The 25,521-nt window shown below is 68.1% G+C and carries 17 protein-coding genes, 3 tRNA genes and 1 pseudogene; 13 read left to right on the top strand and 8 right to left on the bottom strand.

Going from position 1 to position 25,521, the window contains the following annotated elements; translation table 11 throughout:
- Positions 1-28 precede the first annotated feature (28 nt).
- Together dnaG and AB5J50_RS16960 are read left to right on the top strand one after the other, a co-directional pair.
- A complete protein-coding gene (gene dnaG / locus AB5J50_RS16965) occupies positions 29-1,930 on the top strand; it encodes a DNA primase (protein ID WP_327428528.1) in 1,902 nt (633 codons plus the stop codon).
- A 182-nt stretch (positions 1,931-2,112) separates the two neighbouring features.
- Positions 2,113-3,486, top strand: a complete 1,374-nt coding sequence (locus AB5J50_RS16960; RefSeq protein ID WP_369258936.1) for an RNA polymerase sigma factor — start codon at positions 2,113-2,115, stop codon at positions 3,484-3,486.
- A gap of 177 nt (positions 3,487-3,663) precedes the next feature.
- Here the strand turns inward: AB5J50_RS16960 and AB5J50_RS16955 are convergent, their stop codons facing one another.
- The 4 genes from AB5J50_RS16955 to AB5J50_RS16940 form a co-directional block, all read right to left on the bottom strand.
- Positions 3,664-5,592, bottom strand: a complete 1,929-nt coding sequence (locus AB5J50_RS16955; RefSeq protein ID WP_369258934.1) for an ABC transporter ATP-binding protein — start codon at positions 5,590-5,592, stop codon at positions 3,664-3,666.
- The gene (locus tag AB5J50_RS16950) at positions 5,592-7,325 is read right to left on the bottom strand and encodes an ABC transporter ATP-binding protein (protein ID WP_369258931.1); all 1,734 of its coding nucleotides are present in this window, start codon (positions 7,323-7,325) and stop codon (positions 5,592-5,594) included. The genes AB5J50_RS16955 and AB5J50_RS16950 overlap by 1 nt, the downstream gene beginning before the upstream one ends.
- Before the next feature lie 199 nt (positions 7,326-7,524).
- Positions 7,525-8,979, bottom strand: coding sequence for an FGGY family carbohydrate kinase (locus AB5J50_RS16945; RefSeq protein ID WP_369258929.1), 1,455 nt, complete (start codon positions 8,977-8,979; stop codon positions 7,525-7,527).
- Between the two features lie 148 nt (positions 8,980-9,127).
- Entirely contained in the window at positions 9,128-9,433 is a 306-nt protein-coding gene (locus AB5J50_RS16940) for a YtxH domain-containing protein (protein WP_327428523.1), read from the bottom strand.
- Between the two features lie 146 nt (positions 9,434-9,579).
- Between AB5J50_RS16940 and AB5J50_RS16935 the strand changes: the two genes are divergently transcribed.
- The 3 genes from AB5J50_RS16935 (at position 9,580) to AB5J50_RS16925 (ending at position 9,972) form a co-directional block, all read left to right on the top strand.
- A tRNA-Asn gene (locus AB5J50_RS16935) sits at positions 9,580-9,652 on the top strand.
- A gap of 5 nt (positions 9,653-9,657) precedes the next feature.
- A tRNA-Asn gene (locus AB5J50_RS16930) sits at positions 9,658-9,730 on the top strand.
- Positions 9,731-9,895: 165 nt separating this feature from the next.
- A tRNA-Ile gene (locus tag AB5J50_RS16925) sits at positions 9,896-9,972 on the top strand.
- 148 nt (positions 9,973-10,120) lie between these two features.
- Here AB5J50_RS16925 and AB5J50_RS16920 read toward each other — a convergent pair.
- Positions 10,121-12,010, bottom strand: coding sequence for a tyrosine-type recombinase/integrase (locus AB5J50_RS16920; RefSeq protein ID WP_369258927.1), 1,890 nt, complete (start codon positions 12,008-12,010; stop codon positions 10,121-10,123).
- A 150-nt stretch (positions 12,011-12,160) separates the two neighbouring features.
- Here AB5J50_RS16920 and AB5J50_RS16915 point away from each other — a divergent pair, with 150 nt between their 5' ends.
- The gene (locus AB5J50_RS16915) at positions 12,161-12,406 is read left to right on the top strand and encodes a DNA-binding protein (protein ID WP_369258925.1); all 246 of its coding nucleotides are present in this window, start codon (positions 12,161-12,163) and stop codon (positions 12,404-12,406) included.
- A gap of 181 nt (positions 12,407-12,587) precedes the next feature.
- The gene (locus AB5J50_RS16910) at positions 12,588-13,511 is read left to right on the top strand and encodes a recombinase zinc beta ribbon domain-containing protein (protein ID WP_369258923.1); all 924 of its coding nucleotides are present in this window, start codon (positions 12,588-12,590) and stop codon (positions 13,509-13,511) included.
- On the opposite strand, the gene AB5J50_RS16905 is transcribed toward AB5J50_RS16910, so the two are convergent.
- Entirely contained in the window at positions 13,489-14,301 is an 813-nt protein-coding gene (locus tag AB5J50_RS16905; RefSeq protein ID WP_369258921.1) for a hypothetical protein, read from the bottom strand. The genes AB5J50_RS16910 and AB5J50_RS16905 overlap by 23 nt on opposite strands.
- Positions 14,302-14,305: 4 nt before the next feature.
- Positions 14,306-14,848, bottom strand: a complete 543-nt coding sequence (locus AB5J50_RS16900; protein WP_369258919.1) for a hypothetical protein — start codon at positions 14,846-14,848, stop codon at positions 14,306-14,308.
- Between the two features lie 228 nt (positions 14,849-15,076).
- Between AB5J50_RS16900 and AB5J50_RS16895 the strand changes: the two genes are divergently transcribed.
- The 4 genes from AB5J50_RS16895 to AB5J50_RS16880 all read left to right on the top strand — a co-directional run bounded on the left by AB5J50_RS16895 (position 15,077) and on the right by AB5J50_RS16880 (position 20,653).
- Entirely contained in the window at positions 15,077-15,241 is a 165-nt protein-coding gene (locus AB5J50_RS16895) for a hypothetical protein (RefSeq protein WP_369258917.1), read from the top strand.
- Between the two features lie 485 nt (positions 15,242-15,726).
- The gene (locus AB5J50_RS16890) at positions 15,727-16,848 is read left to right on the top strand and encodes a ParB/RepB/Spo0J family partition protein (RefSeq protein ID WP_369258915.1); all 1,122 of its coding nucleotides are present in this window, start codon (positions 15,727-15,729) and stop codon (positions 16,846-16,848) included.
- Positions 16,849-16,954: 106 nt separating this feature from the next.
- Entirely contained in the window at positions 16,955-17,365 is a 411-nt protein-coding gene (locus tag AB5J50_RS16885; RefSeq protein ID WP_369258913.1) for a hypothetical protein, read from the top strand.
- A gap of 753 nt (positions 17,366-18,118) precedes the next feature.
- Positions 18,119-20,653: an NACHT domain-containing protein gene (locus AB5J50_RS16880; RefSeq protein WP_369258911.1), complete on the top strand. Its 2,535-nt coding sequence runs from the start codon at positions 18,119-18,121 to the stop codon at positions 20,651-20,653.
- Between the two features lie 151 nt (positions 20,654-20,804).
- Here AB5J50_RS16880 and AB5J50_RS16875 read toward each other — a convergent pair.
- Positions 20,805-21,070 (bottom strand): annotated as a pseudogene (locus AB5J50_RS16875) (transposase family protein); the annotation flags it as partial.
- Between the two features lie 107 nt (positions 21,071-21,177).
- Here AB5J50_RS16875 and AB5J50_RS16870 point away from each other — a divergent pair.
- Positions 21,178-21,594: a hypothetical protein gene (locus AB5J50_RS16870; RefSeq protein ID WP_369258909.1), complete on the top strand. Its 417-nt coding sequence runs from the start codon at positions 21,178-21,180 to the stop codon at positions 21,592-21,594.
- Positions 21,591-25,475: an AAA family ATPase gene (locus AB5J50_RS16865; protein WP_369258907.1), complete on the top strand. Its 3,885-nt coding sequence runs from the start codon at positions 21,591-21,593 to the stop codon at positions 25,473-25,475. The genes AB5J50_RS16870 and AB5J50_RS16865 overlap by 4 nt, the downstream gene beginning before the upstream one ends.
- Positions 25,476-25,521 lie beyond the last annotated feature (46 nt).

The following is a 25,521-nucleotide window of genomic DNA, read 5'->3' as shown; positions in this document are numbered from 1 at the left end:
TGTCACACCACCACCGTAGAATTCACGCGTGGCTGGAAGGATCAACGACGAGGACGTGAAGGCGGTTCGGGACGCGGTCCCGATCGACGCCGTGGTGTCCGAGTACCTTCAGCTGCGCAACGCGGGCGGCGGCAACCTCAAGGGCCTCTGCCCGTTCCACGACGAGAAGTCACCGTCCTTCCAGGTCAGCCCGAGCAAGGGACTCTTCCACTGCTTCGGCTGCCAGGAGGGCGGCGACACCATCACGTTCGTGATGAAGGTCGACCACCTCACCTTCTCCGAGTCGGTCGAGCGCCTCGCCGCCCAGGCAGGCATCACGCTGCGCTACGAGGAGGGCGGGTACAACCCCTCCCACCAGCGAGGCGAGCGCATCCGCCTCGTCGAGGCGCACAAGGCGGCCGCGCAGTTCTACACCGAGCAGCTCGACACCAGCCCCGAGGCCGACACGGGCCGTAAGTTCCTGGCGGAGCGCGGCTTCGACCAGTCGGCGGCCGCCCACTTCGGCGTCGGCTACAGCCCCCAGGGCTGGGACCACCTCACCCGCTATCTGCGCGGCAAGGGCTTCACCGACAAGGAGCTGCTCCTCTCCGGCCTCTCCCAGGAGGGCCGCCGCGGCCCCATCGACCGCTTCCGCGGCCGCCTGATGTGGCCGATCCGGGACATCGGCGGCGAGGTCGTCGGCTTCGGGGCGAGGAAGCTGTACGAGTCGGACAACGGGCCCAAGTACCTGAACACGCCAGACACGGCGATCTACAAGAAGTCCCAGGTCCTGTACGGCATCGACCTCGCCAAGAAGGACATCGCCAAGGCCAGCCGCGCGGTCGTGGTCGAGGGCTACACCGATGTCATGGCCTGCCACCTCGCCGGAATCACCACCGCGATCGCGACCTGCGGTACGGCGTTCGGTGGCGACCACATCAAGATCCTCCGCCGGCTGCTGATGGACAACGGCTCGGCCCGCGTGATCTTCACCTTCGACGGCGACGCGGCCGGCCAGAAGGCCGCCCTGCGCGCCTTCGAGGACGACCAGAAGTTCGCCGCCGAGACGTACATCGCCATCGCCCCCGACGGCATGGACCCCTGCGAGCTGCGCCTCGCCAAGGGCGACGAGGCGGTCGCCGACCTGGTCGAACCCCGCACCCCGCTCTTCGAGTTCGCGCTGCGCCAGATCGTGCTGCGCTACGACCTGGAGACCCCGGCCGGGCGCGCCGCCGCGCTCGACGAGGCCGCACCCATCGTCGCCCGCATCAAGAACAGCGGCGCGCAGCACGAGGTCGCCGTGCAGCTCGCGGGCATGCTCGGCATCCTCGACACCCAGTTCGTGGTCAAGCGGGTCGCCCAGCTGGCCCGTTGGGCCCGCGACCGCGGCGGCAAGGGCCCGGCACCGGCCGGGCAGCGCCCCCAGCAGACGTACTCCGCGGGCCAGGCACCCACCGGCGGCCCGGCGCTCACCCTGCGCAACCCCGTGTTCGCCACCGAGCGTGAGCTGCTCAAACTCGCTCTCCAGCGGCCGGAATTGGTCTCCCCGGCGTTCGACGCGTACGGGATGGACGAGTTCACCGCCCCGCCGTACACGGCCGTACGCCAGGCGATCATGGACGCGGGCGGCGCGGAGTACGGCGTCCAGGACCCCCAGGAATATCTGGTGCGGGTCCGCGAGGCCGCCCCCGACGACGTGGTCCGCGCGATGGTCACGGAGCTGGCCGTCGAAGCGATCCTGCGCAAGACCGTCGACGAGAACTACGCGGGCGACCAGCTCGTCATGGTCCGCCGCCGCGCCGTCGACCGCCGTATCCGGGACGTCCAGGGCTCCCTGGCCCGGCAGAGCGCCCACGGCGACCCGGCACAGCTGGCAGCCGTGCAGAACGAGCTGTGGGTGCTCCAGCAGTACGAGCAGGCGCTGCGGGAGCGGGGCGCGGAAGCGCTCTGAGGGAGCGAACCGGGGGTAGTGCCCCGGGCGCACATGCCAATCCCGTACGCCCTTCGACCTGTTTTGCACCGCGTGAGCTGGGCACCCGTACGGCACGGTAACCGCGCGGTCACGGACCGGACGCAAAAAGTCACCGCACGCCCCTCGTGGCGGCGATGTGTCGTACTCCACACTGGGTTCCGGTGCCTGAGTCCTCGGAGCGCGGCCGACCCGCACGCGACGGGTTCCCGATCCCCGCGGTTCCGCTAAACGACTACGGGATGGACAGCGGCGAGGCCGTCGACCCCATCCCCGACGTACCGCTGCCGCACGCCTCAGCAGCGACATTCCTGGAGGTCGCCCCCGTGCAGACCCAGACCCTCGCCCAGACCGACAACACCACGGATACGGACGCGGATACCGACGTCGTCACGGCGGTACCCCCGCAGAGCCGTGCCGCGCACCACCCCGAGACGGAGCCGGAGGGCTCGCCCGAGCTGGGCGAACCGTCCACCGGCGCCGTGGAGGTAGCCGAGGCCGAGGCCGAAGTCGCCGAGGCCGAAGTCGCCGAAGTCGAAGTCGCCGAAGTCGAAGTCGAAGTGGAAACCGAGGCCGAGGCCCCCGAGCCCGTCGAACTGCCCCGAGGCCGCACCAACGACACCGGTGGCCCCTCCTCGGACCTGTTCCGCCAGTACCTGCGGGAGATCGGCCGCATCCCCCTGCTCACCGCGGCCGAGGAGGTCGAGCTCGCCCGCCGTGTCGAGGCCGGTCTCTTCGCCGAGGAGAAGCTCCGCCTCGCCACCGACCTGGACAGCCAGCTCGCCCTCGACCTGGACAAGCTGGTCGTCATGGGCCGCATGGCCAAGCGCCGGCTCATCGAGGCGAACCTGCGGCTCGTCGTCTCCGTCGCGAAGCGCTATGTGGGCCGCGGCCTGACCATGCTCGACCTGGTCCAGGAGGGAAACCTCGGCCTGATCAGGGCGGTGGAGAAGTTCGACTACGCCCGCGGCTACAAGTTCTCGACGTACGCCACCTGGTGGATCCGCCAGGCCATGTCCCGCGCCCTCGCCGACCAGGCCCGGACCATCCGAGTCCCCGTCCATGTCGTCGAGTTGATCAACCGGGTGGTGCGGGTGCAGCGCCGGATGCTTCAGGAGCGCGGCTACGAGCCGACGCCGGAGGAGGTTGCCGCGCAGCTCGACCTCCCCAGTGAGCGCGTCAGCGAGGTCCTGCGCCTGGCTCAGGAGCCGGTGTCGCTCCATGCGCCGGTGGGCGAGGAGGACGACGTGGCGCTCGGCGACCTGATCGAGGACGGCGACGCGACGTCGCCCGTCGAATCCGCGGCGTTTCTGCTGCTGCGTGAGCACCTGGAGGCGGTCCTCTCCACGCTCGGTGAGCGCGAGCGGAAGGTCGTCCAGCTCCGCTACGGCCTTGCGGACGGCCGGCCCCGCACCCTGGAGGAAATAGGCCGCATCTTCGGCGTCACCCGCGAACGCATCCGCCAGATCGAGTCCAAAACCCTGAACAAACTCAGGGACCACGCCTTCGCCGACCAACTCCGCGGCTACTTGGACTGAGCCGACGTTCTTTCGCCCCCGCCGCCCCTACCCGTCCCATCCCTGGGGGCTGGCCCCCAGACCCCCGCTAAAAGATGCGCAGTTCCCCGCGCCCCTTTTAGGGGCGCGGGGAACTGCGCAATCTTTTGGACCAGCCCCCACCCACCCGCACCCGGGGTAGGGGCGGCGGGGGCGAACCTAGTCGACCTCAGCCACCGCCTGGGCGAACTGGGCCTGGTACAGGCGCGCGTACGCGCCGTTGGCGGCCAGCAGCTCCGTGTGCGCGCCCTGCTCCACGATCGACCCGTTCTCCATCACCAGAATCGTGTCGGCATCCCGAATCGTCGACAACCGATGCGCGATCACGAACGAGGTCCGCCCATGCGCGAGCTTCGCCATCGCCTTCTGGATCAGAACCTCCGTACGGGTGTCCACGGAACTCGTCGCCTCGTCCAGCACCAGAATCACCGGATCGGACAGGAACGCCCGGGCAATCGTGATCAGCTGCTTCTCACCCGCACTGACCCCCGTCCCCTCGTCGTCGATCACGGTGTCGTAGCCCTCCGGCAGCGTCCGGACGAACCGATCCGCGTGCGCGGCCCGCGCCGCCTCCTCGATCTCCCCCCGCGTGACGTCCCGCGAGGCCCCGTACGCGATGTTCTCGGCGATCGTCCCCCCGAACAGCCAGGTGTCCTGGAGCACCATGCCGATACCGGCCCGGAGTTCGTCCCGGGACATGGACGCGATGTCGACACCGTCGAGGGTGATGCGCCCCCCGGTGACTTCGTAGAACCGCATCAGCAGGTTCACCAGCGTCGTCTTGCCGGCACCTGTCGGGCCGACGATCGCCACCGTGTGCCCGGGCTCCACCTTCAGCGACAGATCCTCGATCAGCGGCTTCTCGGGGTCGTACCGGAACGACACGTTCTGCAGGGCCACCCGCCCGCGCAGCTCGTCGGGACGGGCCGCCGGCACCGGGTCGGCCTCCTGCTCCTCCGCGTCCAGCAGCTCGAAGATCCGCTCCGCCGACGCGACACCGGACTGCACCAGATTCGCCATCGACGCCACCTGCGTCAGCGGCATCGAGAACTGCCGGGAGTACTGGATGAAGGCCTGGACGTCACCGATGGACAGCGAGCCGGACGCGACACGCAGTCCGCCGACCACCGCCACCAGCACATAGTTCAGGTTCGACACGAACATCATCAGCGGCTGCATGACCCCGCTGTTGAACTGCGCCTTGAACCCGGCCTCGTACAACTTCTCGTTCTGCTCGGCGAACTGCGCCGCCGACTCGTCCTGGCGCCCGAACACCTTCACCAGGTTGTGCCCGGTGTACATCTCCTCGATGTGCGCGTTGAGCTTGCCGGTGGTGCGCCACTGCTGCACGAAGTGCGGCTGCGAGCGCTTGCCGACGCGTGTGGCGACGAAGAAGGACAAAGGCACGGTGACCAGCGCGACCAGCGCGAGCAGCGGCGAGACCCAGAACATCATCACCAGCACACCCACGATGGTCAGCAGCGAGTTGACCAGCTGGCCCATCGACTGTTGCAGCGTCTGCTGGATGTTGTCGATGTCGTTCGTCGCGCGGCTGAGCACCTCACCGCGCTGCCGCTTGTCGAAGTACGACAGGGGCAGCCGGGAGAGCTTCGCCTGGAGGTCCTCGCGCATGCGGTACACGGTCTTGTTGACGGCCCGGTTCACCAGCCGCGTCGCCACCGCCATCAGCAGGCCGGCCAGCAGGAACGTACAGAGCGCGAGCAGCAGTACGTTTCCGACGGCGGCGAAGTCGATGCCCTGGCCCGGGGTGAAGTCCGTCCCCGAGAGCATGTCGGCCATGCCGCCCTCGCCGCGCTCGCGCATGGACGCGAGGACCTCGGCCTTGGTGCTGCCGGACGGCATCTGCCGCCCGATGATTCCGGCGAAGACCAGGTCGGTGGCCTTGCCGAGGATCTTCGGCCCGATCACCGAGAGCGCCACGCTCAGGACGACGGCGCACAGCATGCCGTACATGGTGAGGCGCTCGGGCTTGAACTGGGAGAGGAGCCGTTTGCCGGACCCCTTGAAATCCATCGAGTGCTGATCGGGGCCGCCCCCGGCCATCATGCGTCCCATGGGCCCGGCCATCAGGCGGCCTCCGCTTCCGTCAGCTGGGAGAGCACGATCTCCCGGTAGGTCTCGTTGTCCGCCATCAGTTCGTGGTGCCGCCCGGCGCCGACGACCCGGCCCTCGTCGAGGACCACGATCCGGTCGGCGTCCCGGATGGTCGACACCCGCTGGGCGACGATCACGACGGTCGCCTCGGCGGTCTCCTCGGCGAGCGCCGCCCGCAGTGCCGCGTCGGTCGCGTAGTCGAGCGCCGAGAAGGAGTCGTCGAAGAGATAGATCTCGGGGCGCTGGACGAGCGTACGGGCGATGGCCAGGCGCTGGCGCTGACCACCGGACACGTTCGTGCCGCCCTGCGCGATCGGGGAGTCCAGGCCGTTCTCCAGCTGGTCCACGAAGCCCTTGGCCTGCGCCACCTCCAGCGCGTGCCACAGCTCCTCGTCGGTCGCGTCCGGATTGCCGTACCGGAGGTTCGTGGCCACGGTGCCCGCGAACAGGTACGGCTTCTGCGGGACCAGGCCTACCGTTCTGGCCAGCAGCTTCGGCTCGATGGTCGCGACGTCCACGCCGTCGACGAGCACCTCGCCGTCGGTGGCGTCGAAGAGGCGGGGGACCAGGCCGAGCAGGGTGGACTTGCCGCTGCCGGTGGAGCCGATCACGGCGGTCACCTCGCCGGGCCGGGCCACCAGGTCGATGGTCCTCAGGACCGGCTCCTCGGCACCCGGGTAGCGGAACCCGGCCTCGCGGATCTCCAGATGGCCGTGGCGGCGCAGCTCGACGACGGGCGCGGTCGGCGGGACCACGCTGCTGCTCGTGTCGAGAACCTCCTGGATGCGCTCGGCACAGACCTCCGCGCGCGGCACCATCATGAACATGAAGGTGGCCATCATCACGGACATCACGATCTGCATGAGGTAGGCGAGGAACGCGGTCAGGTCGCCGATCTGCATGCCGCCGCTGTCGATGCGATGGGCGCCGAACCAGACGACCGCGATGGACGACAGGTTCACCACCGTCATGACCATCGGGAACATCAGCGCCAGCATCCGCCCGGTGCCCAGCGACACCTCGGTCAGCTCGGTGTTCGCGCCCCGGAAGCGCTCCTTCTCGTAGTCGTCGCGCACGAAGGCGCGGATCACGCGGTTGCCGGTGATCTGCTCGCGCAGCACCCGGTTCACGGTGTCCAGGCGGACCTGCATGGTCCGGAACAGCGGGCGCAGCCTGCGCACGATGAGAGTCACTCCGATGCCGAGGATCGGCACCACGGCGATCAGCACCGCGGACAGCGGCACATCCAGGCCGAGGGCCAGGATGATGCCGCCCACGCACATGATCGGCGCCGACACCAGCAGCGTGAACGTCATCAGGGCGAGCATCTGCACCTGCTGGACGTCATTGGTGGTGCGGGTGATCAGCGAGGGTGCCCCGAACTGGCCGACCTCGCGCGCCGAGAAGGACTGGACACGGTCGAAGACGGCGGCCCGGATGTCCCGGCCGACGGCCGACGCCGTACGGGCGCCGAAGTACACGGCACCGATGTTGCAGACGACCTGCGCCATCGAGATGCCGATCATCACGGCGCCGAAGGACAGGATGTATCCCGTGTCCCCCTTCACGACACCGTTGTCGATGATGTGCGCGTTCAGAGTGGGCAAGTAGAGGGTGGCGCAGGTCTGCAGGAACTGCAGCAGCACCAGCAGGGCGATGGGCTTCTTGTACGGACTGAGGTAGGTCCGAAGCAGTCGTATGAGCACGCGGGGTCTCTCGGAATCGTCGACGTCAGGGCGATCAGTCGCCGATCGATCGGCGATCAATCGATGATCGGCGGGCGATCGGTGGTGCACCACCCCCTATCGTCGAACACTCCACCCGTGTTACCTCAACTGATTAACCCAAGTGCGGGCCAAAGGCGGACCCGGCCTCAGACCGGAGGCGTACGCCGGTGGGGGAGTGTCACGCCCGAAATGCCCCCGGATGCGCTTGTTCCCGTACGGACACGTACTGCTGTCGTACGGCCTGCCCCACGGCGAGTTCCTCACCGGGCTCCAGCACCTGCGCGACCGCACCCTGCCAGACGGGAGGCAGCCGCGGGTCGAGCGTGCCCTGTGAGGCCCCGAGCGCCCAGGCCGCCTGCCGGGCCGCGCCGAGCGCCGCGTAGTCCGCGGGCTGCGGTACGACGACCTGCGCGCCGAACAGCGCGGGCGCCACGGCCTGCACGGCGGGCAGCTCGGCGGTCGGTCCCAGCAGGAAGATCCGCCGTACGTCGACACCCCGCCCGCGCAGCACGTCCAGCGCGTCCGCGAGCCCGCACAGCATGCCCTCGAAGGCGGCCCGCGCCAGATGCTCGGGCCGCATCGACTCCCGCCGCAGCCCCGCCAGCGTCCCCGCCGTGTGCGGCAGATTCGGGGTCCGCTCGCCCTCCAGATACGGCAGCAGTACGAGCCCGTGAGCGCCCGGCGTCGACTTCATCGCCAGGTCGGACAGGCCCTCCAGGTCGGGCACGCCCAGCAGCTCGGCGGCGCCGCGCAGCGCCCGTACGGCATTGAGCGTGGTCACGACCGGCAGATGCATCCCGGTCGCGTCCGCCAGGGAGGTGATCATCCCGGAGGAGTCCACCAGCGCCTCGGGGTGTACGGCCATCACGGACCCGGAGGCCCCCAGCGACACCACCGCGTCGCCGAGCCCGATCCCGAGCCCGAAGGCCGCGGCCATGGTCTCGCCGGTCCCGGCGGAGATCAGCAGCCCCTCGGGAGTGGTCCCCGCCGCCTCGGACGGGCCGAGCACGTCCGGCAGCGCGGCCTGGTGCCCGAGCGCCAGCTCGACGAGATCCTGCCGGTAGGCGCCGGTGGCCGCGGACCAGTACCCGGTCCCGGAGGCCCCGCCCCGGTCGGTGGTGCGTCTCACGGGCCGCCCGAGCAGCTGCCACACCAGCCAGTCGTGCGCCTGCATCAGCATGGTGGTGCGCAGCGCGGCCTCGGGTTCGTTCTTGTTCAGCCAGCGCAGCTTGGTCACCGGCTGCGCGGCCTGCGGCACACAGCCCACGGCCTGCGCCCACGCCTCGCGGCCCCCGAGCGCGTCCACGAGATCGGCGGCCGCGACCTGCGCCCGCTTGTCCCCGCCGACGAGCGCCGGCCGCACCGTGTTGCCCTGCACATCCAGCGGGACCAGCCCGTTCTGCTGCGCGGAGACGCCGATGGCCTGCACACCTTCGAGCAGCCCGCCGCCGGCCGCCTCGCCCAGGGACAGCAGCCAGGCCTGCGGATCCACGTCGGAAGGACGCCCGCCGCCTTCGGCACCCTCCACCGGATGCGGCGCATACCCCTGCCTCAGCACGGCACCCGTGTCCGAGTCACAGACGACGATACGAGTGAAATCGGGCGAACTGTCCAACCCGGCGACTATCCCCATGGCGGAAATTCTGCCGTACGCCGGGGCATGACCGCGCCGGGCGGCCGCAGACGGCAGGACGTGGCCCCGGTGTCAGCCCGGTGGTGCCGATGGATATTCGCCCGGTGCGGCCGGTGCGGCCGGTGCGGCCGGTGAGCCGACTGGGTGGCTAGGTGTTGCTGGTGCCCCAGTCGTCCTCGCCGGTGCCGTTGGTGTTCCGCTCGCGCAGCGACCGCACCCGGTCGGCCACCGAGTCGGGGACGTGGTCGCCCACCTTCTCGCTCACCGCGTGGTACGCCTTGCCCGCGAACTCGCGGCTCTGCTGGGCCGCGCTCTCCGCGGTGTTGCGCACCGCGGGGTTCTGCGCGACCTGGCGCGCGGACTTCTTCAGCTGTTCGTAGCGCTCGCGCCCGGCGCGCGTGCCGAGCACGTACCCCAGGGCCAGTCCGGCGACGAATGTGAGCCGGTAGCGCATGACGGCCACCCTTCCCTTGCGTCGGCATCGGTGCGGAGGGAACCGATTGGCGGAGCACCCCCCTGCTTGCGCTAATGTATGTGTCGCAGCGAGCGCACGCCCCCTGGCGAATACCCAGGTAGGTGCGTTCGATGCAACGAGATCAATCCTCCGTAGCTCAATTGGCAGAGCAGCCGGCTGTTAACCGGCAGGTTACTGGTTCGAGTCCAGTCGGGGGAGCTCGGTCTCCTGTAGCTCAATTGGCAGAGCAGCCGGCTGTTAACCGGCAGGTTACTGGTTCGAGTCCAGTCGGGAGAGCAACGGAAGAGGACCCCTCTGGGGTCCTTTTTCATGTCCGCGGGAACCGCGCGGGGCACGCCAAAGTCTTCATGGTCATGTGATGCCGACCATCCGAAGCAGGAGATCGTATGAGCGGCTATGCTGCGGCAGACGGCGCGCACAAATGTGCGCGACACGCCGCACGGGGCGGTAGCTCAGCCGGTTAGAGCAGCGGACTCATAATCCGTCGGCCGTGGGTTCGAGTCCCACCCGCCCCACCAGTCGCTACGCGGGCAGAACCGTTTCTACCTGCACAAACGTACGAGCGGGGGTCGCCACTCCAGGGTGGTGACCCCCGTTCATACGTTCAGATCAAGATCCAGTGGACGCACAGTGGACGCGGAGCAGGATCAGTGGACGAGGTGGCCATCAGGCGGCCTTCTGAGCTCTCTTGCGCGACCGGCGGCCGACCCGTGTGCCTTCCGTCGGCAGGCCCGTCGGCAGGGCCCAGCCCTCCGCGTCGGGGGAGTCGGGGCGGCCGACCGTGAAGCGTGTGAGCGAGAAGTCCGCCTGCTGCTCCGGCGGGTAGCGGTCGTTGAAGTTCTCGACTCGGATCAGCTCGAGGCCGTTCGCGACGCAGTGATCGCGTATCCACCGCACGGCCGCGTTGGCGGCGTCGTCCTGGCCGCGGCCGGTGAGCGTGACCATGCCGAGGAGGTCGGAGTCCGGCCGGGTCTGTGCTCCGACGGCCCAGGTGTTGCCCGACTGGCGTGCGCCGTGTGCGAAGAGGGTGGCAAGGCCGTCCTGCCAGGCCGTCTCGGGGACCAGCAGAGGGGTGCGAACGTCGAAGGGGATGTCGCGGGGAACGACGGCCATGACGGACTCGGCCTCGGCGCGCATCATTTCGGGCAGCACGCTGGTGTAGGTGTCGGAGGTGATCTGGCGTGAGGAGTGGCCGAGCTTTTCCTGGACGACCTTGATGTCGTTGCCGGCGAGCAGGGACAGGGTGGCGGCGAGGTGGCGCAGGTCGTGGAGGCGGACCGGGGGCAGGCCGGACAGCTCGACGAGGCGGGTGAAGCGTCGGGATATCCAGTCGGGGTGGAGTGCCTCGCCGTTCTCGTGCGTCCACACGCGGCCTGATTCGACGTAGGCGTCGCGCCACTCGCGGCGCATGCGTTGCTGCTTGGCGCGGAAGGCGGCGAGGTTCTCGCCGGACTCCAGGCTCAGTGTGACGGTGCGGACGCTGTCGGCCTTCGGTGTTTCGCCGTACAGCTGGTAGGCGACTTCCACGATCTGCTGGGAGATCCGCATCCAGAGCGCATCGGTGCTGACCTCCGTCCAGGGCAGCGCGGCCATCTCGCCGCGGCGGGGGCCGACGAAGATGAACGTGTGCCAGAGCTCGTAGAGCCAGTCGGTCTTGACGAAGTCGAGGAACTGGCCGGTCAGTTCTGGCGTCCAGACCATGACCGGGCCGGGCTTGTCGCCGGTGCGCTTCCAGTGCTCGATGCGCTCGGGCGTCCAGACCAGGGGCTTGGGCCGGGTGACCGGGGGGAGCTCTACGAGCTGTGCCCAGTTCTTGGCGAAGGCCTGCTCGCTCTTGATGCCCCAGGAGAGGGCCGAGGAGAGCGTGTCGTTGATGCGGTGCATGGTCGCGGGGGAGGTGACCTTGCGCAGGCCCTTACGGCCCTCGCGCAGGGCTTTGTTGGCTTCGAGGAAGGCCTTGCGCTTCTCGCGCCGCTCTTCCTTCTTGGCGTAGCCGGCGGTTCTGGCCCAGGCCCGATGGGCCTCGTCGCGGGCTTGCTGAAGTTCCTGGACTCGCAGGCGGTGCAGGATCCGCTCGGCGTTGTCCTTCTCGATCGCGTCGTACATGCGGTCGAGGTGGCGGACCTTGAGGTCGCGGCGCTTGATGTGTCCGAGGTAGGGGAGCAGGTAGTTGTTGATGTGCTCCTCGTAGCCGTGGCGGGTGGTGCGGGCAAGGGACTTCTTCGCTTTGATCCAGCGGAGGAAGAAGGTGCCGCACGTCTCGTCGGAGAGCACATCGGTGCCGGCCATGGCGGCGTCGTAGAGTTCCTTCGCCTTCGCCTTGGCGTCGTCCTTCTTGGCGAAGCCTCCGCGGCGTACGCGCTGCCGGTCGCCGTTCTCGTCGGGTTCGAGTTCGAAGTAGAAGGCCCATGTGCCGTGCTTCGGCCCGAGTTTTGGGCAGGTGGTGCCGATGGATCCGATCTTGGGGGAGCCGTCTGGGTTGAGTTTGGGCTTGCCGTCCTTGTCTTTGAGTGGCCCCTTGCACTGGCATCGCCGGTAGTAGCTCGGCTCGAACATCCGACCCCCTGCTGTCGACTGGCCCGCAACCAGTCGGTGTTGTGCGTGTGTGTACGTGTCTTGCGTGCTCTTTTTTGATCTTGCGGGGGTTGTCGGACACTGAGGTAAAGTCGCCTGCGAGTTGGCGCGGGGGAGATTGCGACCAACGACATGACTGCTCAGGAAGCGGGCGGGCAGGTTTCTGCCGGGGCGATGGGCCTGGAGGAGCTGCTGTCTCTTCCGGCCACGGTCAACGTGGTGACTGCCAGCCGTGCCCTCGGGATCGGCCGGGACAAGGCGTACGAGTTGATCCGCAACGGGACTTTCCCGGTCCGGACGCTTGCGCTGGGCGGGAAGACCCGGGTGCCGACGGCGGAACTGTGGAAGCTCCTTGGCGTTGAGAGCACCCAGGCGTAGCCGGTGTCTCGGGGCTCGGGTGCGCGCGTCAGCTTGCTGGTATAGGTATGCCCTTTGCAACAAAGTGACCTATCTTCGTTAGCATGCGAGGTGCATCGGGGTCGGAGAAGGCTGGGGAGATTCTGTGCCGAGGTTGTACGGGTTCGCGGATGCCGCATGCAGAAGGCCCAAGGGCGACGAAGTGCCGTCGCTGCAGGAGGCTGCGAACCGGCGGGAGGCTGGCCAGCCCTACGAGGCGATCACGACTTGGCTGAACGCGGAGGGGCACCGCACGACCCTGGGCAATGAGTGGAATCCGGTCGGCCTGGCCAATGTCCTGGACAACCCGTCCATCGCCGGGCTCTACGAGGACGAGGAGGGCAACCTGCTGCCCTCCGGGGGCCCGGAGCTGATCCCGCCCGCTCAATTCCGGACGATCCGCCAGATGCGGCCCAAATACCAATCAGAGGCGAGCCGGGCGCCGCAGCAGGAGTACCTGCTCAGCGGCGAGAACTCTTCGTGCGGATTGTGCGCGCACCCTCTTGGTGCCTCTCCCTCCAACGCGGGCAGCCGCGGCTACCGCTGCAAGCCCAGCACCAGGCAGCACCCCGGCGGCTGCGGGCGGGTACGGATCAAAGCAGACCTGCTGGAGGAGTACGTCGCCGAGCATGTGCTGGCTGAGCTGGCCAAGCCGGAGGTCAGCGCGCTGATCGAGCAGGCACGCGACCAGCTGCTGGCCGAGGCGGTAGAGCTGCGTGAGAAGGCAGATGACGTCAAACGTCGGCAGACGCAGCTGGGTGAGGACTACGCCCGCTCCTCGGGTTTGTCGCTGAGCGCGTTCAAGGCGGCCGACAAGGAGCTGGCGGCGCAGGGCAACGCGCTCCGGGCGCGGGCGCGGGTCCTGGAGCGGGTCAAGCACGTGCCAGTGGGGGTCGTGCCGGATCTGGTGCGCTGGTGGAAGCACGCCCCGCTGGTGGCGAAGCAGGGTGTGGTGGCCCTGATGCTGGAGCAGGTGCTTGTGTACCCGGCCGCGTCCAGGGGCTCGCGCACCGTGGACGACGACCGGGTGACCTTGAAGTGGCGGACGTGGGACTCGGCGCCTTCTACGGAAGAGCAATCCGCCTGACGGCTCTGTCCTTCACGCCCCTGTCCGTTGCCGGTCGGACGCGCGGCGGCAGAACCCGCTTCGCGACCGTGGGCAGCGTGATTCCCACGGTGACGAAGAGCGCCGCCAGGGCGCCGGTGATGGGCACGATGTGCGTTTCCACGATGGACGGCCACGTCCACCCCGCGAGGCGGGCGATGGTGATGCCTGTGCGGGTGCCGGAGTAGGCCAGACCCAGCACGGATCCCACGGCAGTGACGGCGAGGCCGGCAGCTGCGACGGGTCTGCGCCGCCAGGCGGCGTAGGCCAGGAGGATGTATTGCAGGCTAACAGCGGTGGCCATGACGTCCAGGAAGCCGAGGTGCGTCAGCACGAAGGCGGCCTCCATGCCGTCGCCCTGGGGTGCGGAGAACAGCTGGGCGGATGAGGCGCGGATGTACTGGAACTCCCAGACCAGCACGGCCATGACACAGCAGAAGAAGACGATGTGGGCCACAACGGCTCTGCGTACGCCGATGGTGGGCAGCCACCAGCTCACCGTCACAAGTTGCATGCTGAGAATGGTCAGTCCGCTGGTCAGAGCCCATAGGAGAGCGCCCGCACCGCCGTGGCCGGTCACCTCGTCCACGGCTTCGGCGACGGGGGGAACCAGCAGGAACGCACTGGCGAAGGCGCTCGCACACAGCACGACGCGCGCGCGGAGGGCTGCGGGGTCCGGCTCCGCGTGTGGGGGGTGGGGAGCGTAGGTGAGGTAGGTGGCCGTGGCGAGTGCGATGAGCAGGGCGCTCGCGCTGAAGAGGGGGGTGTCCAAGGGTTCAGCGTCCTTCCAGGTCGGCCGCTGCCCTCTCAGCGGCTTCGTTCAGGCTCAGGCGGCGGCGTGGCCGGCCCTCGCGAGGTTGGTCGACACCAGGAGGTGGAGGGGGGAGCGCCGGGACGTCTTCGGACAGTCCTGCCTCCCGGCGCATCTTCCTGAGCATCGACTTGATTTCAACGATGTCCTGCACTTCGAGGTCCTGCATTAAGCGCAGTACCTCACGCGCCTCAGGTCGCTGCCGGTAGACGGTCAGCGCGGTGAGGTCGTCCCATTCGGTCCCGGGCAGCAGGAAAGCGGCCGGGGCGTCGAGCGCCAGGGAGAGTGCGGTGACGGTGGAGGACCGGGGGTTGCAACTAGAGCCGTTCAGAAGGCTGTTGACCTGACCGTGGGATACAACTGGTTTGCCGGGCCGGGACTTTGACGTCGCCTTTGCAACGTCGTGGGCGCTGGGGATGAACCCGTCCGGGTCGCGGCGCAGACGGAACAAGGCCATCAACTTCGCGCTCAGGCTCATGAGTTCGTGCGAACCCGAGGTGTCTGCCATGTCCCCGCTCCCCTCTCCGGCATATGCTCAACGCATAGTAACCGCTTGACATTTACAGTACATCGCAGGTCGGATGGGTTATGCGGTTTGCTGGATGGTTTCCGTGAAGGAGTGAGGTGGGCGGGGTGGGCGCCACATCCACTCCTCGCCGCCCGCGGCTCACGGGCGGGCGGGAAGGCCCGATCGCGGGGTCATGGCGGCGTGTTCGCCGTTTACGGGAGGAATTTCATGTCCGAGCTGGACGAGCGGCGGATCGCCGAGTTGGCCAAGAGGCCGCCACAGGTGCTGCGGGGCGGGGCGAGTGCGAAGGCGCTGACGGAAGCGCGCAGGGTGCTGGAGGCTCAAGCGGTGATCGGCCGTCAGGGTCTGGATGGCGAGTTGCGTGACGAGTGACACCCTCGAACTTCCGGCTGGTTCACCCGCCTCCAGAGATAGATGACATTGTTGAAGTGCTCGTGTATGTTCAGGCGTGCCGAACGGGCCCAGCAGTCGCAGGAACCCTGTATCGGCGGCGTCGCGCGAGTGGCGTCCTTCCCTGCTCCTCGCGGGTGGCCGACCCCCCGCGCCCCGCCCGCGAGGAGCGGCCGCGTCAACGCGGCCATCGGGGTGTGCGGATGGGAGCGGAGCCCGTCGCGGTCGCAAGGCCGCGGCGGGCTCCGCTCCGTTTTCTGGCGCCGCGCCGGTAATGCCTCCTTGGTGCGGCTGCTCGGGCGGGCTCTCGCTCGGGGAAATCGAGTTCGCGAATTTCGAATTGAATTCCTCGAATTAAAAAGAATGACCCACTTGCTTTAGAGGTGTATGCGATTAAGATATAAGCACAAGGAAAAAGGGGAAGCCGAAAAGGACGGCTTTCCTTCGAATTCGGAAAGGCGTGGGAAATGTTCGTCAACCTCAAGATCTCGGAGATCGTCCCCAACCCCGACCAGCCCCGCAAGTTCTTCGACGAGGCGAAGCTGAAGGAGCTGGCCGGCAGCATCAAGGAGAACGGCCTCCTGCAGCCGGTCGTCGTCCGTCCGACCGAGAGCGTCGAGGCTCCCTACGTGCTGATCGCGGGCGAGCGGCGGTGGCGGTCTTGCAAGGAGGCCGGCTTGGAGACCATCCCGGCCAAGGTCATCAAGAACGCCGACGAGGAGAAGGCGTACGTCCTCAGCATCGCTGAGAACGTCAACCGCGAGGACATGACGATCATGGAGGAGGCCGGTGCGTACGCCGACCTGAAGGCGGCCGGCTGGACCCCCGCCAAGATTGCCAAGCAGTTCGGCAAGACGGAGACCCACATCACTTGGCGGCTGGGCCTGCTCACCCTGCGTCCCGAGGTCGCCAAGATGGTCGACGAGGGCCAGATCAAGAACAACCTGGCCTGGCACATCGCCCAGCTCAGCCCGGCCAATCAGATGGTGGCGGCCATGCGGTACGTGCGCGGCGACTTCGACAGCGAGGCCGAGGCCCAGCACTTCGCCAACGGGCTGAAGATGATGGAGAAGCAGACCTCCCTCACCAACGAGCAGCCGCCCAGCGAGGAGGTGCAGGAGCAGCGGAAGAAGGCCAGGGCGAAGGCCAAGGACGGCTTGGGCAAGGCCGAGGACATTCTGATTCCCCTCTTTGAGGAACTTGGCGCGAAGAAGCCCGAGGATCTGGCCGTCATCCTCGGCACCGACCTCGACCGCTACGTGCGCGTCGTCGGCAAGATCTACAGCCAGGTGCAGCAGGTGCGGAACCTGCTGAGCAAGGCCCAGGGCGTCCAGCGGGCCATGGCGGCCGAGTTCAACAAGGCGGCGACCGAGGTACAGCAGGAGGCCGCACAGCAGAAGACGGCCAAGCCTGAAGGCGGAGCCAAGCCCGCGGGCGCGGCCAAGAAGGCGGCGCCGAAGCCCGCGACTCCTCGGTCCAAGACCACGGCAGCGGCCAAGGCCCCTGCCCGCAAGGCGGCCCCCGCCCGGGAGCAGGCTGAGCCCGCCACCCCGGCGGCCAAGAAGACCGCGGCCCCGGCCGGCAAGTAAGGAGGGCTGAGGGGCCGGATATCGGTTCCCTCAATTCCTTCAGCAATCAACGCCCGGAGAATTCCGGGCGTTGACGCATGATGTGCAACCCGCGAAAGGAAGCAGCTTGCTCACCCTCTTCACGAACCGGTACCAGCAATTCCAGCCGGCGCAAGGAGTGCCCGTCCGCATAACCCTCGGGTCCCCGCGATTCAAACTCCCCTACACCCTCACCCACTCGGTCCGTGAACTCGCACCGCAAAAAGCGTATTTCAGCAAGCCGCTGCCCGAGTTCGCCGCGGCATACCGGGCCGACCTCGACCAGCTCGGCCCGGCGAGGATCGCCGAGCGGCTCCGGGAGATCGTGAATGCGGAACAGGACCACCGACTGGTCCTGCTCTGCTTTGAGGACCTCTCCGACCCCCAGCAATGGTGCCACCGGCGGATCTTCGCCACCTGGTGGAAGGACGTCACCGGAGACGAGGTGCGCGAACTGGGACCGGTCGTTGGCCCCTACGAGCAGGGCAGGCTGTTGTAAACGGGCCGCCTGGTCGCACGACCGGGTGTCGGGGTGTGAGAACGCCATCTCGTGCTGGAGCGAGTGCCCGGCCACCCCAACCCGAACCCAGTGACTGGCAAGGGTGCCCCTTTTCCGCAATATAGATGACATTATTTCAAGAGTTGATGCTCTTCGTGTTAGATCTCAGCGCAGCGCCCGGCCCGGCACCCCGCCGGTCCGGGCGTTGACGTTCGTGCAGGAGCCGAGCTGTTCCAGGCGCCATCCCCGGCCCCATGCGCTCCATCGTGTGGGAAACCGGGGGCAGTTGACCGCGCTGCCCGGGTAGTCCCGTGCTGCGGCGACTTCACCACCCGACGTTGTCCGCGGGGCGGGAGGGTCGAGTGGGCGACGGCGGTGTGGGTGGGGTGTGCAGGGGCCCAGCGTTGCGGCCGTGCCGGGCCCGCCACCAGCGTGGCGGCGCGTAAGGAGGTGGGCTGTACATCTGGGAGGCCGGTGGTACACGGGGTGCAGGGGAGGCGATCCGGATCCGGAGGGCGGACACGGTGCATGTCCCTGTCGTGGAGCGTCGGTGCCCTGTACGCCTGGGTTCTGTACGGGAGCCGCGCGGTGACGTCGGTGCACTTTCCGCTCAGGGACCTTCTCCTGGCCGGTCGTCTGCGAGACGGCCGCTCTCGGGGTGACATGGGGCGGCTGCTCTTTGGCAGCCGAGAGGCAGTCCTGGAAAACGCGGATATTCCGCCGTCGAGCGGCGCGGTCCGACACCATGGTGACATGGCAGATGCGGGGGCGTCCGGACGGGGGCGTGTCGGTCGGTGGTACTGGGCGTTGGTGATGGGCGGGGCATGCTCCGCGTTGCTCATGGCCTACGTGGGGAAACTCGGCGTCATATCGACGCTGAACGTGACACTGCCCACGCTGCCCTCCTTGTACCTGGCCTGGAAGGCGTTCCAACTCGAGGGGTTCGACGCCGTACGGGCGAGCGACATGGAGTCCGCGGCCCGCGACCTGGCCGACCTCGTGCGGCACCAGCGGAAGGCCGAGACGGGGACCCGTGGGCGGGACGGCTTCGCTCCAATGCCGGTCACCTGGGCTGCCGCGGACTTCGATTTCGTCCACGACTGGTCGAACCTGCGGTCCATCGCGGCCGAGTGGCCCGGCGCTCGCCCCGAGAACTCCGCCGGTTGGCCGTCCACAGCCGCCGGCCTGTCCGGCCGCGACGAGGAGATCGGCGAGGTGTTCAGTGACAGGACACCGGCGCGGCGGCTGCTGCTCCTCGGGGAGCCCGGAGCGGGCAAGACGACGCTCCTGAACCGTCTTCTGCTGCATCTGCTCGACAACTGGGACGCGGCCCCCGAGAAACGTGTTCCGGTGCTCTTCAACCTCGGTTCCTGGCACCCGGAGGACACCACCCTGATGGACTTGATGGTCCGTCAACTCCGCCTCAGCTATCCAGGACTGACCGCTCTCCCGCCGGCCGGTCCGGCGACGCACGGCGCCGCCGATCTGGCCGAGGCGCTGCTCCAGGGGCAGCGGATCCTGCCGATCCTCGACGGCTTCGACGAGTTGCCGGTCGGTCTGCGTGCCAGGGTGCTGGCCGCCGTCAACGACGAACCCTGGATCACGGCCCCGCTGGTGCTCTCCAGCCGCCTCGCGGAGTTCCGCGAGGCCGTTCACGCCGCTGACGTCGCCATCGGCGTGTACGGGGCGGCGGGGATCACCATTCTGCCCATGGACGCCGCTGACGCGGCCAGGTACCTCCGGGGTAGGCCCGGCACCGAGGAGGCACGGCGCTGGGCGCCGGTGGTGGCCCAACTCGGCACGCAAAGTCCCGTCGGGCAGGCCCTGAGCACCCCGTTGGGCCTGTTCCTCGCGCGCAGGTTCTACCGCTCCTCCCTGGAGCCGGGTTATCCGGGCCGCACCCTGCCGCCAGACCCGGCGGGACTCTGCCAGGACGGCCGGTTCCGCACGAGGGACGAGGTGGACGAGCACCTGCTCGGGAGTTTCCTCCCCAGCGTGTACGGAACCGACGCCCCGCAGGCACACCGAGTCCTGACCCGGATCGCCCGGCATCTGGAGGACGACCAGGGCGGAGCTCCCGACATCGCCTGGTGGAGGCTGAGGTCCCTCCTGCCGGCGCGCCGGGCGGCGCGATTCGTCGCCCTCGTCCTGGGCGGTGCCGTCCTGGTGACGGCCACGCTCACCGCCAGCGCGACGGCGTCGCTGACCTACGGGGCACAGGGTGACATCCTCTACTGCCTCTCGCTGGGCCTGTATTTCGGGCTCCTGACCGCGCTGACGGTGGCCGGGGCCCGCCCGGCCCTGGTGGCGATCGCGTGCGCCTTGGTGACGCTCGTTGCACCCTCCGACGGCCCAGTTCTGTGGAGGTGCGGCGACCTCGCAGGCATAGCGATCGTCGTGTTCCTGGGCTTCTCGACCTTCCGTCGGACGGCGGCGAGGTTCCGGTCACTGGGAGCCGCGCGGATCCTGGCCCTGGGGCTGACCGGCGCACTGATCGGCGCGATGACGCAGGGGGTGCTCACGTACGTCGTCGTCACCATCCAGCCGGTGGACTGGGCCAACCCCCTTACCTTTACCGGCGAGGCACTTGAGAGCGGCGCCAGGCTGGGACTCTTCCTGGGTCTCTCCTACGCCGCCCGCGTCAGCCTGAGGGAAGCGGCCGCGACCCCCGGCGGACGGCTGGCCTGGGCATGGAGCCGGTCCGGTTGTCTGGCGGCGCTGCTGCTCAGTCTGGTGCTCACGGGCATCGCAGCGTGCGTGAGCGCGGCGATGCCGTCGCAGTGGGGAGCGGACGCCTCCACGTGGACGGTGATCGCCGAGATCGGCTTGTCCATCGCCCTGGTTACCGGGCTCGCCGGCGGCATCGGTTTCGGTCTGTCCGTCCAGACACCCGATCTGGCCACGGTGGTGGGACCCGAAACCGTCCTGCGTCAAGACCGCGAGGCGACCGGCACGATGACACTGATGACCGGTGGGGTCTTCCTTGTGGTCTTCGGCCTGTCGGTCGCACCCCTCACCCTGACCGGCGGTTCCGGAATCTTCGGCGTGGCGACGTTCGCCTGCCTCTATGCCCTGCTGGGGGCAATGCTGGGCGCCCTCCGGCAGACGTCGTACATCCTCTTCGTCCTCACGCAAAGCCATCTCGCCCGGTACGAGGGATTCCCGCCCGACCTCATGGCCTTTCTCGACGACGCCCGAAGCCGAGGCATTCTGCGCCAGGTGGGACCCGTCCACCAGTTTCGTCATATCGATCTGCAGCGTCACCTTGCCCGCCAGTCCCGGAGGTGACCTGGTGTGGAGGCCAGCGAGGCGCCGGTGGCGGACGGGCCGTCTCTCAAGGGTGTCGTGAGGGGGGAACGGGGGCGGTTGTACGCAGTACGGACAATCCGGGCCCAAGTGGTGGGACGCGTAAGGGGCCGTGTCCATGGAGTGAGCTCTTTCAGGGTTGCCGCTCCAAGGTGAGGACGGCGCGGCGATTGACGACATTCGATTCGGGCTGCACCGAGCCCTGCGGAAGATGCGCCAGGACTTCAGACGGGCCACACCTCGTTCCACCGGTGCCCGCGCCGCCGAGAGCGCGCGGTTGAGCGTTTGCTGAGTCGGTGGCAACCCGCGGCCGGGTGGGCGTCTGAGCGGTGTCGTCACCCACGGGCCGGCTCCCATGTAGGCGCGGTCGGCGAGGACGGGTATGCCCTGGCGTTCGCAGAACGCCATAGCAGTGATCAATCAAAAGTTGGGGCATTGTCGGTGTAATGGATGCTTTCCCCAATGCCCGCCTGTAGCTTGAGATTTGGGTGTAAGGGGGATACATCATGGATCCGATTGCGCTGGCGGCCGGGACCGCTCTGGTGGGTGCCATGGCCAACGACGCCTGGCAGGGAGCTCGTTCGGCGATGACCGAACTGTGGCGCCGGATGCGCCCCGAGCAGGCCGACGCGGTCGATGCAGAACTGGCCGAAACCCGTGCACAGGTGCTGTCCGCGCGAGAGGTTGGCGAGCGGGAGACCGAGCAAGCCCTGACCGCGGACTGGCAGTTACGACTGCAGGCGCTGTTGCGGGCACACCCGGAGGTCGCCGACGAGCTGAGGAACCTGCTGGATACCCGCCTCGCCCCGCTGCTCTCCGCTGAGGAGCAATCTGCGGTCGGATCCTTGGTCATGAAGGCCGAGGCCTCGGGCAGCGGGCGGGTATACCAGGCTGGGCGAGACCAGCACATCACCGAGCGATGAGCACCGAGGAGGGCTCGCCGCCCGGCGGCGAGACACGATTCGGGGCCCGGGCGTCGGAAAGCGCCCGGATCTATCAAGCGGCCCACGATCAGTACGTGGCCGAGCGTGACCTCCACCTGCACTATGAGACCGGGGTACGTCGGGCGCGCCGGGCCCTGGTCGACAGCGCACCTGATGCAGAATGCCCCTACCCGGGTCTGGCTGCCTTCGACGAGGACCAGTCCCGCTGGTTCTTCGGACGGGACGCGGTGACCGCGGATCTCCTCGTCCGCCTGGACGAGCGGCTGCACGAAGGCGGCGTACTGGCCGTGGTGGCGCCCTCGGGAGCCGGCAAGTCCTCCCTGTTGCGTGCCGGCCTGCTCCCCGCTTTGGCCCGCGGCGCGCTGCCCGCACCCGGATCCGCCTACTGGCCCCGACTTCTCGTCACCCCGACAGCCGACCCGATGGCGGCGCTGTCCGCGCGCCTCGCCCAGGCCGTGGGCGTCAACCCACATCGCGCGGGCAGCGGTCCGCAGGAGTACGCGGCAGAAGTGCTCGCCGCTCTCGGTGCGGGCAGCCCGCCGAGCAGACGTCTCGTCCTGGTGGTTGACCAGTTGGAGGAGCTGTTCACTCTCTGCGCGAACGAGCGTGACCGGCAGGACTTCCTGGACGTGCTCACCGCCCTGGCTCGCCCGCACCCGGCCGGGGGCGGGCCGGTCATCCTGGTCGTTCTGGGCCTGCGGTCGGACTTCTACACGCCATGTGCCGACTATCCGCAACTGCGCTCCGCGCTGCAGGACAGGCAACTGGTGGTCGGTTCCATGACGCAGACGGAATTGCGGGAGGCGATCGTTTTCCCGGCCCAGGCCGTCGGCCTGGATCTGGAGCCGGGACTCGTCGAAGTGCTGTTGCGTGATCTAGGTGCGCACACCGACGGCGGTCGCCTCCTCGGAGCCGAGGCGCCGCAGGGCTACGAGGCCGGCCGGTTGCCCTTGCTGGCGCACGCGCTGCGGGCCACCTGGCAACAGCGACACGGCCACTCGCTCACCGTCGAGGCCTACCAGTCGACCGGTGGCATCCGCAACGCCGTGACCACCACCGCGGACCGCATCTTCACCAGCCTCGACCCGGACGGCCAACGGTTCGCCCGCACGCTGTTCCTGCGGCTGGTGAAAATCGGTGACGGCGTGGAAGACACGCGCCGTCGGCTACCGCGGGATGATCTGCTCGGCACAGCTTCGGACGCGACGGGCATGACCGCCGTGATCACTGCCTTCACCCGAGGGCGCCTGCTGACCCAGCACCAGGAAACCGTCGAAATCACCCATGAGGCGCTGCTGCAGGCGTGGCCGCGGCTCCGTTCCTGGATCGAGGCGGACCGGTCCGGGCACCTGGTCCACCAGAGGCTCGAAGAGGCTGCCACGGCCTGGCGGGACGCCCAACATGACACCAGCGTGCTGTACCGCGGTCAGCGCCTGGAGACGGCCCGGGCCTGGGCGAACCGGGACGGCCAGGACCAGGCCAGCGCGGTCGCCTGCGCCTTCCTCGCCGCCTCCGTCCAGCACGCCCAGCGCGGGATGCGCATACGCCGGGCAGCGATCGCAATCCTCGTGGCACTTGGCGTACTCGCCGCAACAGCTGCGGTGGTGGCTCTACAGCAGCGAAGCACCGCACAGGCCCAGCGGGACGAGGCGGTATTCAGCCGAGTAAAGGCGGAGGGCGGGGCGTTGCGGGAGAGCCAGGCCTCGCTGGCGGCGCAGTTGAACCTGGTGGCATTGGGCATGCGACCGGAAGATGCGGCACTTCGGACACGGTTGATCGAGGATGCTAGTCAGCCGTTGTCGGAGCCCTTGGACGGGGCGAAGGGGCCGTATGAATGTATCGCTTTCAGCCACGACGGGGCACTGCTCGCCGCTGGCAGCGAAGACGGATCCGTACAACTGTGGCGGTTTTCCGGCTCCTCGAAAGCCAAGTTGATCGGTCACACGCGGAGCGATTCGAGCGGAGGCCCTGTGAACGCCGTGGCCATGAGCGCCGACGGCCGACTCCTGGCCACGGCCAACAATGATGGATCGCAAAGGCTCTTCGACATCTCCGATGCCACGCACCCACGACCGCTCGGCCACACCCCTCCAAGGGAGGCGCCGTCTGCCGTCGGAGTGGACGTCAGCCCCGACGGCAAGCTCATGGCGAGTGCCACCGAGGACGCATGGGCGGACCTGTGGGACATATCCAACCCTCGACGGCCCCGGTTGCTGGGGCGGGCAAAAGACGTCGACACATACGCGCTCGTGGGCTCCGTAGCCATCAGCTCCACCGGCCGATACCTCGCCACCACGGGTGGCGACGGCAACGTCCAGCTGTGGGACATACGCCATCCGGCGGCCCCTGTACGGCTCGGCTGGATCACCGATTTTCCTCACAGTACCGCGTTGCCTATAACACCCCAGGGCACCGCCGTGTTCAGCCCGGATGAGAAGACTCTCGCCAGCGGGGGCAATGACGGGATGGTGCGGCTATGGGATATCTCGGACAAGCGTCATCCCAGTCTGCTCGGGCTGCCGCTGCCGAACAACCTCTCGCCCACCACTGGCCTCGCGTTCAGTCCGGACGGTCGGACCCTTGCCACATCGAGCAGCAAGGACAGCGTATACATCTTTAATCTGGCCGACCTGACGAATGTTCACCTCATGCAGACGCTGCACGGGAACCTCCTCGGCGGCCGAGCGTTGGCGTTTCGCCCCAATGACGACAGCCTGGTCACAGTGGGACCGGACCCCGCCGCTCCCCTGTGGTGGCACCTCCGACCCACAGTCATAAACCGGCATCAAGGACTGGTGAGCTCGGAGAGCTTCGCCCGTGATGACGGCAGCATGATCACAGTGGGCAACGATGGGATGATCTGCCGCTGGAACCTCCGCAGCGCGTCACAGCCCGTCCTACTGGACTGCGGACGGTTCGAGAACCCATCGCGAGGCTCCTTCAACGACACCTGGCTAGACGCCGTCGCGGTGAGCCCGGACGGCCGCACCATGGCTTTAGTCGACAACGAGAGCGGCAAGATGGAGCTTTGGGACATCGCAGCTATTCGCCACGCGAAGAAGCTGAAAACCCTGGCAGATTCACACGGCTCCTACTTCAGGAACCTCTCCTTCAGTCCGGACGGGCATGTACTGGCCGCAGCCGGAGACCAGGGAGCGCCACAGCTATGGGACGTGTCGGATCCTCGCCATATAAAACTTCTCGGCCGTTTCGCCCAGGATGACAACGCCCCGTCGGCGGACCAGCTCGCCTTCAGTCCCGACGGAGGCCTAGTCGCCACGCTGGATGACGCTGATGGGCGAGTAGTCCTGTGGAATGTGACAGATCCGCGGTATCCCATTCAAGCCGGCCACACGAAGCGCAACGAGCATGACGACGAGTACAGCATGGCCATGGCCTTCAGTCCCACGGGGGATCTCATCGCCACAGCCAGCGACAGCGGGAGGATCCGCCTATGGAGCGTCACTCGCTCCGGCACTCTCTCGGTGAAGGGAACCGCCACCACCGCCACCCCCACCCCCACCGGAGCCTTCACGACTCTCTCCTTTAGCCCCGACAAGCACCTCCTGGCCACCGGGGGTTCTGACAACACGATCCGTCTCTGGGACGTCTCCGACCCCGCCCACCCCGCCGCCTTCGGACTGCCCCTGGCTGGACACACCCGCGCCGTCCACGCAGTGGTCTTCGACCCCACCTCTCCTGTCCTGGTCAGCGACAGCTACGACGGCACAGTGCGACTTTGGCCCACCGAGATCAGCTACGACACCAACCTGGTCTGCAGGGCATCCGCAGGAACTCTCACGCCGGCCCAGTGGAATCTGCACCTGTCTGGTCTGCCGTACGACCCACCGTGTCCGTAGTCAATCGGATGGGCGTCTCCTCCAGAGCGTGTGCGTTGCACGACCA

Source organism: Streptomyces sp. R35 (assembly GCF_041053035.1).
Classification (GTDB): domain Bacteria; phylum Actinomycetota; class Actinomycetes; order Streptomycetales; family Streptomycetaceae; genus Streptomyces; species Streptomyces lutosisoli.
The sequence above is the reverse complement of the archived record's forward strand: the minus strand, read 5'-3'. Positions and strand labels throughout refer to the sequence as shown.

Bases quoted from the DNA above. Each gene is read 5' to 3' on its own strand.
- AB5J50_RS16955 (WP_369258934.1), bottom strand. From the start codon at position 5,592: ATGGCCGGGCCCATGGGACGCATGATGGCCGGGGGCGGCCCCGATCAG.
- AB5J50_RS16945 (WP_369258929.1), bottom strand. From the start codon at position 8,979: ATGGGGATAGTCGCCGGGTTGGACAGTTCGCCCGATTTCACTCGTATC.
- AB5J50_RS16940 (WP_327428523.1), bottom strand. From the start codon at position 9,433: ATGCGCTACCGGCTCACATTCGTCGCCGGACTGGCCCTGGGGTACGTG.
- AB5J50_RS16920 (WP_369258927.1), bottom strand. From the start codon at position 12,010: ATGTTCGAGCCGAGCTACTACCGGCGATGCCAGTGCAAGGGGCCACTC.
- AB5J50_RS16915 (WP_369258925.1), top strand. From the start codon at position 12,161: ATGACTGCTCAGGAAGCGGGCGGGCAGGTTTCTGCCGGGGCGATGGGC.
- AB5J50_RS16900 (WP_369258919.1), bottom strand. From the start codon at position 14,848: ATGGCAGACACCTCGGGTTCGCACGAACTCATGAGCCTGAGCGCGAAG.
- AB5J50_RS16895 (WP_369258917.1), top strand. From the start codon at position 15,077: ATGTCCGAGCTGGACGAGCGGCGGATCGCCGAGTTGGCCAAGAGGCCG.
- AB5J50_RS16890 (WP_369258915.1), top strand. From the start codon at position 15,727: ATGTTCGTCAACCTCAAGATCTCGGAGATCGTCCCCAACCCCGACCAG.
- AB5J50_RS16880 (WP_369258911.1), top strand. From the start codon at position 18,119: ATGGCAGATGCGGGGGCGTCCGGACGGGGGCGTGTCGGTCGGTGGTAC.
- AB5J50_RS16870 (WP_369258909.1), top strand. From the start codon at position 21,178: ATGGATCCGATTGCGCTGGCGGCCGGGACCGCTCTGGTGGGTGCCATG.
- AB5J50_RS16865 (WP_369258907.1), top strand. From the start codon at position 21,591: ATGAGCACCGAGGAGGGCTCGCCGCCCGGCGGCGAGACACGATTCGGG.